Source organism: Pararoseomonas baculiformis (genome assembly GCF_017813395.1).
GTDB classification, from domain to species: domain Bacteria; phylum Pseudomonadota; class Alphaproteobacteria; order Acetobacterales; family Acetobacteraceae; genus Roseomonas; species Roseomonas baculiformis.
In genome coordinates, this window is sequence record NZ_JAGIZB010000020.1 from 58643 (window position 1) to 69960 (window position 11318).

Genomic DNA, 11318 nt, shown 5'->3' on the forward strand with positions numbered 1-11318 from the left:
GTGCGCGGCGTTTCGACAGCACCGTCAAGGCCCGGCAAGGAGAGACGCCTCATGAACGTGATCCGCCTGTCACGCTTTCTCGGCTGGTTCAGCATCGGCCTCGGCGCGATGCAGATCCTCTGCGGCCGAACCCTGGCACGCAAGCTGGGCATGACCGGGCGGACAAAGCTCTTCCGCGCCTTCGGCGTGCGCGAGGTCACGAATGGGCTCGCCATCCTCGCCAATCCCGGCAGCGCCCCGCTCCTCTGGGCGCGGGTCGCCGGGGATGCGCTGGACATGGCCACGCTGGCCGGCACCCCCTCCTTCGGCCGGCGGGAGCGGGCGACCGTGAAGATCGCCCTGGCGGCGGTAGCGGGTGTCGCGCTGCTCGACATCCTCTGCGCCACGCGGCTCAGCACGGAAAGCAACAGGGATTTGGAATACCTGCCGCCCTATTGGGATTGAGCCAGGCCGGAACTGGCGGCAGGGCGGCGCTCCCCGCCAGCCGCCGCGAAGGATGGCTAGCGGATCAGCCCGCTCATGGGGCTGGAAGCATCGGCGGCGTAGTTCCGGGGCATGCGCCCGGCCAGGTAGGCATGCCGCCCCGCCTCCACGCCGGCCTTCATGGCCCGCGCCATCCGCACGGGATCCCTGGCATGGGCGATCGCCGAGTTCAGCAGCACGGCGTCGCAGCCCAGCTCCATCGCCTGCGCCGCCTCGCTCGCCGTGCCGATCCCGGCATCGACCAGCACGGGCACCTTCGCGTTCTCAATAATGGAACGCAGCATGAAGGGATTGGACAGGCCAAGGCCCGAGCCGATCGGCGCGCCCAGCGGCATCACCGCCACGCAGCCCATCTCCTCCAGCCGCTTGGCCGCCAGCGGGTCATCCGCGCAATAGACCATCACCTGGAAGCCATCCTTGATGAGGGCTTCCGCCGCCTCGAAGGTCGCGGGCATGTCCGGGTAGAGGAAGGGCGGGGGCCCCAGCACCTCCAGCTTCACCAGGTTCCAGCCCCCGGCCTCGCGCGCCAGGCGCAGCGTGCGCACGGCGTCCTTCGCCGTGTGGCAGCCAGCGGTGTTCGGTAGATAGGTGTAGCGGTCCGGCGGCACGAAATCCTGCAGCATCGGCGCGCCGGGATCCGAGAGATTCACCCGCCGAACGGCCACGGTCACCATTTCGGCGCCCGAAGCCTCGATGGCCGCAGCCGTTTCCTCCAGGCTTTTGTAGCGCCCGGTCCCGACCACGAGGCGGGACTGGAACCGGTGGCCGGCCACTTCCCAGGAGTCGTCCTGCGCCGTCATCACGCCGTCCATGGCCTCAGCCTCCCCCGATGAAGTGCACGATCTCGAGCGCATCCCCCGCCTGCAGCAGGGTCGTCCCATAGGTGGAGCGGGGAACGATCTCCTCGTTCCGCTCCACCGCCACCTTGCGCGTATCCAGCCCCGCGCCGGCCAGGAAATCGGCCAGGGGCAGGGGGGCGGGCAGCACTCGCGCCTCGCCGTTCACGGTGATCTGAATGGGTCCGGGCATGGTCCGCCGCATGTGGCACGCCCGGCCGCCGGGTTGAAGGGGCGGCAGGGTGAAGCCTGCCATGAAGCCGTTCCCGGCCAGGGCCGTTTGCCTGCACGCGCGCCGCCATGCTAGCCCGCCCGGCCAGAACCCCGGCCAAACCCCGGGAGGACCGGAACCAGAGCCTTGGAACCCCCGCTGATTGCCGTGCTGAACGGCCCCAACCTCAACATGCTGGGCACGCGCGAGCCGGAGAAATACGGCACCGCGACGCTGGACGACGTCGAGGCCCTTTGCGCCGAGGCGGCGGAGGAACTGGGACTGGCCATCGACTTCCGGCAGACCAACCTGGAAGGCGAGCTGATCTCCTGGGTGCAGGAATGCCGCGGCAGCGCCGCCGGCATCATCATCAACCCCGCAGGCTACTCCCACACCTCCATCGCCTTGATGGATGCGCTGCTGGCGGTGGACCTGCCGGTGGTCGAGGTCCATATCACCAACATTCACCGGCGGGAGCCTTTCCGGCACCACTCCTACGTCTCCCGCGCAGCGGTGGGCGTGATCTGCGGCCTGGGGGTCGGGGGCTATGCCCTGGCCCTTCGCGCGATTGCCGGCATCATCGGTCAGGACGACACGCCATGAGTGGCCTTTCCTTCGACCCGGACGCGATCCGCGCCCTGGCCAAGATCCTTCGTGAAACCGATCTCACCGAGATCGAGCTGGTTGAGAACGAGAGCCGCATCCGCGTGGCGCGCAATGTTCCGGCGCAGCAGGTGGTGCAGGCCGTGGCGGCGCCCGTCGCCGCTGCCGCCGCGCCGGCCCAGCTTTCACCTGCCGCCTCCGCGGCGCCGGTGAGCGACGAGGTCACCGCCGCCACGCCGGGCGCCGTCACCTCCCCCATGGTCGGCGTCGCCTATCTCTCGCCCGAGCCTGGCGCGGCCCCCTTCGTCACCCTCGGTGCCAAGGTTGCCCAGGGCCAGACCGTGCTGCTGATCGAGGCGATGAAGACCTTCAACCAGATCAAGGCGCCCAAGGCCGGCACCGTCACCCGCATCCTCATCGAGAGCGGCATGCCGGTCGAGTTCGGCGAGCCCCTGCTGGTCATCGAGTGATCGCGTGCCCAGCTTCAGCAAACCGGCCTTCAACAAAGTCCTGATCGCCAACCGGGGCGAGATTGCGCTTCGCATCCACCGCGCCTGCCAGGAAATGGGCATCCGCACCGTGGCCGTGCATTCCACCGCCGACGACACGGCGATGCATGTGCGCCTGGCGGATGAATCCGTCTGCATCGGCCCGCCGCTGGCGCGCGATTCCTATCTGAACGCCGCCGCCATCCTTTCCGCCGCCACGATCACCGGCGCGGAGGCCATCCACCCCGGCTACGGCTTCCTTTCCGAGAATGCGCGCTTCGCCGAGATGGTGGAGGCCCATGGCCTCGCCTTCATCGGCCCGACGGCCGAGCATATCCGCATCATGGGCGACAAGATCGCCGCCAAGGACGCGATGCGCCGCCTCGGCGTGCCGCTCGTCCCCGGCTCGCCCGGCGCGCTCTCCTCGCTGGAGGAGGCGCGGGAGATCGCGGAAGGGATCAGGTATCCCGTCCTCATCAAGGCGGCCGCCGGCGGCGGCGGGCGCGGCATGAAGGTCGCCCACAATGCCGACGAGCTGGAGGAGGCCTGGCGCGTCGCCCGCACCGAGGCCAAGGCCGCCTTCGGCGATGACAGCGTCTACATGGAGAAGTATCTCGACCGCCCCCGGCATATCGAGATGCAGATCCTGGCCGATACCCACGGGAACGTGGTGCATTTCGGCGAGCGTGACTGCTCCCTCCAGCGCCGCCACCAGAAGCTGGTGGAGGAGGCGGGCAGCCCCGTGCTGACCGCCGCCGCGCGCGACGCGCTGGGCGAGACGGTGACGCAGGCGCTGAAGCAGCTTGGCTATCGCGGCGCCGGCACGCTGGAATTCCTCTACCAGGACGAGCAGTTCGCCTTCATTGAGATGAACACCCGCTTGCAGGTGGAGCATCCGGTGACGGAAATGGTCTGCGGCGTGGACCTCGTGCGCGAGCAGATCCGCGTCGCGGCCGGTGAGCCGCTGGGCTACGAGCAGAAAGACATCCGCTTCAACGGCCACGCGATCGAGTGCCGCATCACGGCCGAGGATCCCGTGACCTTCGCGCCCAGCCCGGGCCGGGTCACCGCCTATCACGCGCCCGGTGGCCTTGGCGTGCGGATCGACAGCGCACTCTACTCCGGCTACGCGGTGCCGCCGCATTACGACAGCCTCGTCGCGAAGCTGATCGTGCATGGCGCCACCCGGGCCGAGGCCATCGCCCGCTGCCGCCGCGCGCTGACCGAAATGGTGGTGGACGGTATCCGCACCACCATCCCGCTGCACCAGATCATCATGGATGATCCGGAGTTCCAGGACGGCGACTACACCATCCACTGGCTGGAACGCTTCGTCGGCCGGCACACGCCCGGCGGCTGATCGCAGCCCCCGGCGCGTCCCCGGTGCGTCCATGTGGCGCCGCGCCGGGGATGCGCCTATCCTTGCCCCATGTGGCGTCCCATGGGCTTCGTCCTGCTCCACCTCCGGCCGGCCGCATGAGCTGCCGCGCGCTTCCGGTCACGCCCGACCTCGTCCTGCGTGCCTATCGCGCCGGCCTCTTCCCGATGGCCGAAGGCCGTGGCTCCGGCCGCCTCTACTGGCTGGACCCGAAGCTGCGAGGGATCCTGCCGCTGGACCGCTTCCACCTGCCGCGCAGCCTGCGCCGCACCGTGCTCTCCGGCCGGTTCGACGTGTCGGCGGATACGGATTTCCCCGGCGTGCTCGCCGGCTGCGCCGCACCCGCGCCGGGGCGCGAGGACAGCTGGATCAACGAGGAGATCGAGGATCTCTTCAACGCCCTGCACCGCATCGGCCATGCCCACTCCATCGAGGTGCGGGAGGGCGGTGCGCTGGTGGGCGGCCTTTACGGCATCCGCATCGGCGCCGCCTTCTTCGGGGAGAGCATGTTCGCGCGGGCGGATGATGCCTCGAAGGTCGCGCTCGTCCATCTCGTCGCGCGGCTGCGGCGTGGCGGCTTCACCTTGCTGGACACGCAGTTCCTGAACGACCACCTCGCCCGTTTCGGTGGCGAGGAGATCCCCCAGGCCGATTACCGCGCCCGCCTGGCTCAGGCGGTGGACAGCCCCGCCACCTGGCTCACCTCCCTTTCCTCGGAAGAGCTCTCGGAGGAAGTAGAGGCGCTACGCTCGATCACCCGGGGCTGAAAGACCGAGAGCGCCGCCGCGCGGGCCGGCGGCGCCTCGGCGGGATCTTTTCCCTCCAGGACATTCAGGAAATCCTTCGCCCAGTCCTGCACGCTGTTCTCGCCCAGGCGGCGGAACATGGCCGCGTGCCGCTCGCGCCGCTCCTGCAGAGGCATGACAAGGGCGGTGTTCATCGCCTCCGCGGTGCCCACGGCATCCAGCGGGTTGACGAGCAGCGCCTCCGGCATGCTCTCCGCCGCGCCCGCGAAGCGAGAGAGCACGAGCACACCGGGATCCTCCGGGTCCTGCGCCGCCACGTATTCCTTGGCGACGAGGTTCATCCCATCCCGCAGCGGCGTCACCAGCCCCACCTGCGCCATGCGGTAGTAGCCCGCCAGCAGGTCGCGGGGCTGGGCGCGCCCGACATAGCGGACCGGCGTCCAGTCCGCCTCGGAATAGTCGCCGTTTATGCGGCCGGCCAGCGTCTCGATCTCGCGCTTGAGGTCCTTGTAGCTTTCGACATCCTCGCGCGACCGGGCGGCTATCTGGAGATAGGTCACGCGGTTCCGGTGCTCGGGGAACCCCTCCAGCAGCGCCCCGAAGGCCCGCAGCCGCTCGGGCAACCCCTTGGTGTAGTCCAGCCTCTCCGCCCCGATCACGAGGGAGCGGCCGGCCAGGCTTTCCTGGAACCGCTGCACCTTGGGCGTCTTCACGCTCTCCGCCGCCAGATCGGCGAATTCCTGAGTCGCGATGGCGATGGGGAAGCTGCGCAGCCGGGTGCGCCGGTCGCGGAAGCGCACCTCGCCGCCGGGCCGCACCTTCATGCCCGTGCCCTGCGCCATGCTGTCGATCAGCCCCGTCAGGTCCCGGTTGGTCTGCACGCCAACGAGATCATAGGACAGCAGGTCGCGGATCAGGTCCTCCGCGCCGGGCATGGCGGAGAACACGGCCCAGGGCGGGAAGGGAATGTGGTGGAAATAGCCGATCCGGTGCTTGGAGCCGCGGGCCCGCAGCTCAGCGCCCAGCGGGATCATCTGGTAGTCATGCACCCAGATCGTGTCGTCCGGGCGCAGCAGGGGCATCAGCTTGTCGGCATAGCGCCGGTTGACGATGCGGTAGCATTCCGCCTGGTCGCGATCATAGCTCAGCAGGCCCAGGCGGAAATGGAACATCGGCCAGAGCGCCGAATTGGCGTAGCCGGCGTAGAAGCCGTCATAGGCACGGCGGGAGAGGTCGATCACGGCGTAGTCCACGCCGCCACGGCGCGCATGGCGCACCAGGTCGGCCGGTTCTTCGGACGCCGTCCCGCTCCAGCCGAACCACAGCCCGCCCCGGCCGCTGAAGGCGTCCTTCAGCGCGACGGCGAGCCCGCCCGCGGCAGGGGCTTCCCCACGCTTCGGAACGGGAACGCGGTTCGAGACGACAACGAGGCGACCCACTCTTTCTCCTCCCCCATGTTTGTCAGGGCGCCGGAACAGCGCCGGTCTGCCGAATGAGCATGGGGGGCGAGCGCATGCGCTGCCCCCCGGTGGCAGGCACGGTGAGTTGGGGCCAGGGGACCCACTTCTCCAGGGGAGGCTCTCAGCCTCCCGGATGCCTCCTCAATTCCGCCACAATTTAGGGAGCGCGGCGGCCAGAGCAAGGTTGCGCACCCTGAGCGCCCGGGCTAATCAACCCGGCTCGCCTCCCGAAACAGCATTTGCCACCCTGGCGAGCCAGGACCGCACCAGGGCCGGGCGCCCGGCGAAATCATCCGGCACGCGCAGCCCGTAGCCTCCGTACTGGGCGCAGGCGGCCATCCCGTCCTCATCCGTCACGTCGTCGCCGATGAAGATCGGGCGCCGGCCCGTGAAGGGGGGCACCGCCATCAGCCGGTGCACCGCCCCCCCTTTGTCAGCGCCCACCGGGCGCAGCTCGGCCGCCGCATGGGCCGGCAGGATGCGGAAGCTGCCATCGCCGCCTGCCAGCAACTCCCGCAGCAGCGCCAGGGCCTCCGGCTCCGCCTCGGGGCGCTGGCGGAAATGCAGCACCAGCCCATGTGTCTTGTGCTCGGCCAGGGTTCCCGGCCGCGCCGCCGCCCATTCATCGGCCGCACGCCGCCACTCGGACGGCGGAACCGGCAGCGGAGGGGCTCCGGGCAGGGCCGGGTCCAGCACAGCCCCGTGCTCGGCGCCGATCGGCAGGTCCGGAACCCCCGCATAGCCGCGGGCCACCGAAAGACCGCGCCCCGTCACCACCGCGACGGCACCCCCCAGCGCCTCCTGCAGACGCATCAGCAGGCCAGGCAACTCCTCGGGGACCACCACCGCATCCGGGCGCGCCGCGATGTCCAGCAGCGTGCCATCCATGTCCAGGAACAGCGCCGTGTCCGGGCCGGGCAGGGGAGGGCCCGGCAAGGAGGGGCCGGCTTCGTTGGATTCGCTCATCGCCCCTCCATCCGCCTCAGCGGCAGTCGAGAATCCGGAGGTCGTAGACCGGATGCTCCAGCATATTGGCGGCCGGCGCATTCGCCAGCATCCAGCCCCGGAAGACGGGGGCGGCATTATCGCCCGCGAGGCTGTCGCGCACTTCCATGAAGGCCGCGGCATCGGGCACCTCGTCCGGCGGCCTGGCGTTGCAGGCCTGCACGGTGACGGTCAGCGTCCCGAAGCGCACGGGCTGGCCCACATTCGCCTCCAGCACGGTGATCCGCGCCGTTACCTTGTCCAGAGCCTGAAGCTGCGCGCCGCGCTTGCGCACCCAGCCCGGCTCGGATGGCGGGCCCTGGCCGGCCCCCTGGCCTGCACCCTGGGCGAGGGCCGGGCCGCCGAGGGCCAGCAGGAGCAGAAAGGCCGCGCGCCTCATGCCGGGCGCTTCGGGCTGGGCAGGGCCGCCACCAAATCGGTCAGCACGCGCCGCATGGCCGCCTCGTCCACTCCCATCAGCACCGCATCCTCAAAGGCATCGCGCAGCACCTGCGCCACCTCCTCATGGTTCTCGGCCAGCATTTTCAGCTTCTCCCGGCAGGAGATGGGCTGCCCATCCGCGCCGGGCCAACGCTCCGGCGGGGCGAGGGGACCGGCGCTCACCGCCCGCTCGGCCGGGGCGGGTTGCCGGCGCGGCCCGAAGGGGCTGGCGCAGGGGCAGGGGCAGGTGCCGCGGCCGCCGGGGTGGAGGAACCCTGGGACATGGAGAAGATGAAGCGCCCCAGCAGGCTTTCCAGGTTCACCGCCGACTGGGTGATCTTCACCTCGCTGCCGCTGGACAGGTTGCGCTCGCTGCCGCCCGGCACCAGGGCCACGTATTTCCCGCCCAGCAGCCCTTCCGAGGTAATCTCGGCCGAGCTGTCATCGGGCAGGCGCAGGCCTGAATCGATGTTCATGGTCAGCACGGCCAGGAAGCTCTGCGGATCGATCCGCTGGGCGGTGATGCTGCCCACCTTCACCCCGGCGATGCGGACATCCGCCCCCGGCGCCAGCCCATCGATCCGGTCGAAGCGCGCGGTGAGCACAAGGCCGCTTCCACCGCCGGAGCGGCCGGAATTGGTCATGGCATAGGCCAGGAAGATCACCGCCACGAGCAGCACCGCGGCACCAGCCGCGATCTCCGCGATTCCCCGTCCCTTCACGCGCCGTGTTCCATCATCCGGTCCGGCATCAGGAACCTGGAGTCCAGGCCTCGTAGTCGCCCGCCGTGGGCATGCGCTGCCCGCCGGCATAGTCATGGCCCTTGGGACGATAGGCCTGCGGCGTGCCGGTCATGTTGGCCTGGTGCGGCTTCATCCAGGGCAGCGGGCGCACCTCCAACGGTGCATCCACGGAATGATGCAGCCAGCCATGCCACTGCGGCGGCACGGTGGTGGCCTCGGGGGCACCGGCATAGACCACCCAGCGGCGCTTGCGGGCATAGCCGAGGTAATCGCCCCGGCTCTCGAAATAGGCGTTGCCGGCGGAATCGGTGCCGATCCTGCGGCCAGTGAGGCCGGAGAGCCAGCGCTTCATGGCGGACATGGGGGGAAGCTCCTGCCATTGCGGGCAAAAGGAATAGAAGGCGAGCATATGGCACGCCCAGCGCCCGGGAGGAAGGCGCGGGGCCGCATGGTCCGGAACAGGAAGGGACCGGAGGGGCATGACACCCGATATTGTGTCTGCGACTCGGCCGACCCACGACATGGTGCCTTCACCCCCGCCGGAAGGCCGCTTATGGTCCGGGCATGACGCGTCGCGATGGCTCGATCCAGAACACTGTTTGGGAAAGGGTGGCCCTGCGCCGGACCCGTGCGGGCGCCGATCCGGACGCCGATCCCCGCCCGGTCGCGCTGCCCGCATCCTGGGAGGATGAGGCCGCCGAGGCCCTTGCCGCCCTTGCCCCGGGGCAGGGGCCGGTCGCCCTGCCGCGCCTGGCCGAGGGCTGGATCCGCCGCACCGCCGCGCGCGGCCGCAAGCTCGGCATCCTGTCCAATCCCGAGGCCGCCGAGGGCTTCGCCGCCGGGTTGCGCGCCATTCTCCTCGCGCGCCGCGGCGCTCCCGGGGCCGGAACCTGGGCCAATGACGCCAAGGCGGAGTCCCGCTTCGTCCTGAACCTGCCCGCCTTCCTGGACGAGGAGGGCTTCGACAGCGCCGGCTATGCCGCCGCCATTCGCCTCGGCGTCACCGCGCTGGAAATCCTGGGCAACGCCAAGGCGTCCCGCCTGCGCCTCGGCTTCGCCGATCTCGCCGGGCTGCTGGCCGGGCTGGGACTGGACTACGAATCCGGCGAGGCGCGCGCCGTCGCGGCCGCCATCGCAGCGCTCACCCGTGGCGTGGCCGAGGCAGCCTCCGGCGACCTTGCCGAAACCTTCGGCGCGCGCGAGCCGGTTTCCCTGCTCTGGCCGCAGCCCCCGGAGGCCACCCCCGTCCCCGGCCTGGCCGAGGCGGCGCGCGCGGCGCTGGACGCAGCCGCCGGGGCACCCGGCCTGCGCCATTCCGCCATCCTCGTCCTCTCCCCGCCCGATGCGGTGGAAGCGCTTCTCGGCGCCGAAACCGGGGGCCTCGCCCCCGCGCCGGCACCGACACGCCTCGTCTCCACCCTTGATGGCGGAGTGGCCGAGCTCCCCACCCGCGCCGCCCTGCGCGCCGGGCCGGACGCCGCACGCCTCCTCGCCCCGCGTGGCCCCGAGGCCCGCGTCGCCATGGAGGCCGCGCTGCATCCCTGGCTGCATGCCGCGCCGGCTGGCGTCGTTGCGCCGGCCCAGGCCCCGCGTCCCGCACCGAAGCCGCGCCCGGCCCAGGGACAGGCCGCCCATGGCCGCGGCGCCGTGTGGAAGGTCACCATCGGCGGTCACCGCGTGACGCTGCGGACCATGGAAGGCGCCGCGGGACTCGAGGAGATCTCCCTCACCCTCGCCAAGGACGGCGCCGCCTTCCGCGCCATGGTGGATGCGCTCTGCCATTCCGTCACCGTCGGGCTCGCCGCCGGGGTGAAGCTGGAGGAATACGTCCAGTCCTTCGCCTATACCCGCTTCGGCCCGGCTGGGCTGGTGGAGGGGGACCCCGCCATCCAGCGCGCCTCGTCGGTGCTGGACTGGGCCTTCCGCCGCCTGGCGCTGGACCATCTCGGCGGCCGGGCCCTGCCCGACCCGACCGAGGAGGAGTGCGGCGCGGATCATCCCGGCACCGCCGCCCAGCAGCTTCCCCTGCTGCCGGATCTTCCTTCCACCCCCGCGCCGGCGGCCCGCCGCCGCGCCTTCCGCCTCGTGGGTTGAGCCATGGCCTCCGCTGACCGCATCCGCGCCCGCCTGGCCGAGCTGGGCGTCACCCTGCCCGAGCCGGCCACGCCGATCGCGAATTATGTTCCCGCCGTCATCACCGGGAGCCTGCTCTTCGTCTCCGGCCAGGTGCCCATGCGTGAGGGCAAGATCGCCTATCGCGGCAAGCTCGGCTCCGGGGTGCAGGTGGAGATCGGCCAGCAGGCCGCGCAGCTCTGCTTCATCAACGTGCTGGCCCAGGCCCAGGCCGCCCTGGGCAGCCTGGACCGCGTGAAGCGGGTGGTCCGCCTCGGCGGCTTCATCGCGGCCGTGCCGGAATTCACCCAGCACGCCCAGGTGATGAACGGCGCCTCCGACCTGGCCGTCGCCGTGTTCGACGATATCGGCCGCCATGCCCGCAGCACCATCGGCGTCCCCTCCCTGCCCGGCGACGCCGCGGTGGAGGTGGAGGCGGTGTTCGAGATCGCGTGACCGAAGCCGAAGCCCTGATCCGCCGCTGGATGGAAGGCGGCGATCATTCGCTTCTGGCGGCGGATGTTTCGTGGCGCGTCTCCCCCGGCTATCCTGTGCCCCGCACCGAATGGCGCGGTCGGGACGAGGTATCCGGGCAGTTCTTCCCCGCCCTGCGCCGCCACTTCCCGCATTGGCGGATCGCGGTGGATTCCTTCGTGCCCCTGGCCGATGGCCGCCTTCTCGCCTCCGGCGCCTATGATGCGCGCCATGCCAGCGGCAGGACAGGCACCGTTCCCTTCCTGCATGTCTGGACCGTCCGGGACGGGCTGATCGCGGGCGTCGAGGCGGTCGCGGATTTCGGCGCCTTCGCGCATGTGGCGCAGGGCTGATCCCCG

Annotated in this window: 16 protein-coding genes; 8 read left to right on the forward strand and 8 right to left on the reverse strand. The window is 70.7% G+C overall.

What is annotated here, in order from left to right:
* Nucleotides 1–51 precede the first annotated feature (51 nt).
* The gene (locus J8J14_RS18490; protein WP_209381029.1) at nucleotides 52–444 is read left to right on the forward strand and encodes a hypothetical protein; all 393 of its coding nucleotides are present in this window, start codon (nucleotides 52–54) and stop codon (nucleotides 442–444) included.
* Between the two features lie 56 nt (nucleotides 445–500).
* On the opposite strand, the gene J8J14_RS18495 is transcribed toward J8J14_RS18490, so the two are convergent.
* The gene (locus J8J14_RS18495) at nucleotides 501–1295 is read right to left on the reverse strand and encodes a thiazole synthase (protein WP_209381030.1); all 795 of its coding nucleotides are present in this window, start codon (nucleotides 1293–1295) and stop codon (nucleotides 501–503) included.
* 4 nt (nucleotides 1296–1299) lie between these two features.
* Nucleotides 1300–1512: a sulfur carrier protein ThiS gene (gene thiS / locus J8J14_RS25935; protein WP_245215941.1), complete on the reverse strand. Its 213-nt coding sequence runs from the start codon at nucleotides 1510–1512 to the stop codon at nucleotides 1300–1302.
* A gap of 165 nt (nucleotides 1513–1677) precedes the next feature.
* On the opposite strand from thiS, the gene aroQ reads away from it, so the two are divergent.
* The 4 genes from aroQ (at nucleotide 1678) to aat (ending at nucleotide 4766) form a co-directional block, all read left to right on the forward strand.
* Nucleotides 1678–2133 carry a type II 3-dehydroquinate dehydratase gene (gene aroQ, locus J8J14_RS18505; RefSeq protein WP_209381031.1) on the forward strand — a complete coding sequence of 152 codons (456 nt, stop codon included), beginning with the start codon at nucleotides 1678–1680 and terminating at the stop codon, nucleotides 2131–2133.
* Nucleotides 2130–2603: an acetyl-CoA carboxylase biotin carboxyl carrier protein gene (accB, locus tag J8J14_RS18510; RefSeq protein WP_209381032.1), complete on the forward strand. Its 474-nt coding sequence runs from the start codon at nucleotides 2130–2132 to the stop codon at nucleotides 2601–2603. The genes aroQ and accB overlap by 4 nt, the downstream gene beginning before the upstream one ends.
* A 4-nt stretch (nucleotides 2604–2607) precedes the next feature.
* Nucleotides 2608–3981 carry an acetyl-CoA carboxylase biotin carboxylase subunit gene (accC, locus tag J8J14_RS18515; RefSeq protein ID WP_209381033.1) on the forward strand — a complete coding sequence of 458 codons (1374 nt, stop codon included), beginning with the start codon at nucleotides 2608–2610 and terminating at the stop codon, nucleotides 3979–3981.
* Nucleotides 3982–4097: 116 nt separating this feature from the next.
* Nucleotides 4098–4766, forward strand: coding sequence for a leucyl/phenylalanyl-tRNA--protein transferase (gene aat, locus J8J14_RS18520; protein WP_209381034.1), 669 nt, complete (start codon nucleotides 4098–4100; stop codon nucleotides 4764–4766).
* On the opposite strand, the gene J8J14_RS18525 is transcribed toward aat, so the two are convergent.
* The 6 genes from J8J14_RS18525 to J8J14_RS18550 all read right to left on the reverse strand — a co-directional run bounded on the left by J8J14_RS18525 (nucleotide 4670) and on the right by J8J14_RS18550 (nucleotide 8734).
* Nucleotides 4670–6184, reverse strand: coding sequence for an alpha,alpha-trehalose-phosphate synthase (UDP-forming) (locus tag J8J14_RS18525; protein ID WP_209381035.1), 1515 nt, complete (start codon nucleotides 6182–6184; stop codon nucleotides 4670–4672). The genes aat and J8J14_RS18525 overlap by 97 nt on opposite strands.
* 231 nt (nucleotides 6185–6415) lie before the next feature.
* On the reverse strand, nucleotides 6416–7171 hold the full coding sequence (otsB, locus tag J8J14_RS18530) for a trehalose-phosphatase (RefSeq protein ID WP_209381036.1): 756 nt from the start codon (nucleotides 7169–7171) through the stop codon (nucleotides 6416–6418).
* Between the two features lie 16 nt (nucleotides 7172–7187).
* Nucleotides 7188–7589: a DUF2155 domain-containing protein gene (locus tag J8J14_RS18535; RefSeq protein ID WP_209381037.1), complete on the reverse strand. Its 402-nt coding sequence runs from the start codon at nucleotides 7587–7589 to the stop codon at nucleotides 7188–7190.
* Nucleotides 7586–7813 carry a hypothetical protein gene (locus J8J14_RS18540; RefSeq protein WP_209381038.1) on the reverse strand — a complete coding sequence of 76 codons (228 nt, stop codon included), beginning with the start codon at nucleotides 7811–7813 and terminating at the stop codon, nucleotides 7586–7588. Before J8J14_RS18540 ends, J8J14_RS18535 begins: the two co-directional genes overlap by 4 nt.
* A complete protein-coding gene (gene mlaD / locus J8J14_RS18545; protein WP_209381039.1) occupies nucleotides 7810–8352 on the reverse strand; it encodes an outer membrane lipid asymmetry maintenance protein MlaD in 543 nt (180 codons plus the stop codon). The genes J8J14_RS18540 and mlaD overlap by 4 nt, the downstream gene beginning before the upstream one ends.
* A gap of 28 nt (nucleotides 8353–8380) precedes the next feature.
* Nucleotides 8381–8734 carry an NADH:ubiquinone oxidoreductase subunit NDUFA12 gene (locus J8J14_RS18550; protein WP_209381040.1) on the reverse strand — a complete coding sequence of 118 codons (354 nt, stop codon included), beginning with the start codon at nucleotides 8732–8734 and terminating at the stop codon, nucleotides 8381–8383.
* A 203-nt stretch (nucleotides 8735–8937) separates the two neighbouring features.
* Between J8J14_RS18550 and J8J14_RS18555 the strand changes: the two genes are divergently transcribed.
* From J8J14_RS18555 to J8J14_RS18565, 3 genes are read left to right on the forward strand one after another with little or no spacing between them, the layout of a single operon-like run.
* Nucleotides 8938–10467, forward strand: a complete 1530-nt coding sequence (locus J8J14_RS18555) for a TSCPD domain-containing protein (protein ID WP_209381041.1) — start codon at nucleotides 8938–8940, stop codon at nucleotides 10465–10467.
* A 3-nt stretch (nucleotides 10468–10470) separates the two neighbouring features.
* Nucleotides 10471–10941, forward strand: coding sequence for a RidA family protein (locus J8J14_RS18560; RefSeq protein WP_209381042.1), 471 nt, complete (start codon nucleotides 10471–10473; stop codon nucleotides 10939–10941).
* Nucleotides 10938–11312 carry a nuclear transport factor 2 family protein gene (locus tag J8J14_RS18565; protein WP_209381043.1) on the forward strand — a complete coding sequence of 125 codons (375 nt, stop codon included), beginning with the start codon at nucleotides 10938–10940 and terminating at the stop codon, nucleotides 11310–11312. Before J8J14_RS18560 ends, J8J14_RS18565 begins: the two co-directional genes overlap by 4 nt.
* Nucleotides 11313–11318 lie beyond the last annotated feature (6 nt).

Excerpts from the sequence above, each read along its gene's own strand:
- J8J14_RS18535 (WP_209381037.1), bottom strand. The coding sequence starts at position 7,589 with ATGAGGCGCGCGGCCTTTCTGCTCCTGCTGGCCCTCGGCGGCCCGGCC.
- J8J14_RS18560 (WP_209381042.1), top strand. The coding sequence starts at position 10,471 with ATGGCCTCCGCTGACCGCATCCGCGCCCGCCTGGCCGAGCTGGGCGTC.
- J8J14_RS18490 (WP_209381029.1), top strand. The coding sequence starts at position 52 with ATGAACGTGATCCGCCTGTCACGCTTTCTCGGCTGGTTCAGCATCGGC.
- J8J14_RS18550 (WP_209381040.1), bottom strand. The coding sequence starts at position 8,734 with ATGTCCGCCATGAAGCGCTGGCTCTCCGGCCTCACTGGCCGCAGGATC.
- J8J14_RS18495 (WP_209381030.1), bottom strand. The coding sequence starts at position 1,295 with ATGGACGGCGTGATGACGGCGCAGGACGACTCCTGGGAAGTGGCCGGC.
- thiS (WP_245215941.1), bottom strand. The coding sequence starts at position 1,512 with ATGCCCGGACCCATTCAGATCACCGTGAACGGCGAGGCGCGAGTGCTG.
- otsB (WP_209381036.1), bottom strand. The coding sequence starts at position 7,171 with ATGAGCGAATCCAACGAAGCCGGCCCCTCCTTGCCGGGCCCTCCCCTG.
- aat (WP_209381034.1), top strand. The coding sequence starts at position 4,098 with ATGAGCTGCCGCGCGCTTCCGGTCACGCCCGACCTCGTCCTGCGTGCC.
- accB (WP_209381032.1), top strand. The coding sequence starts at position 2,130 with ATGAGTGGCCTTTCCTTCGACCCGGACGCGATCCGCGCCCTGGCCAAG.
- J8J14_RS18555 (WP_209381041.1), top strand. The coding sequence starts at position 8,938 with ATGACGCGTCGCGATGGCTCGATCCAGAACACTGTTTGGGAAAGGGTG.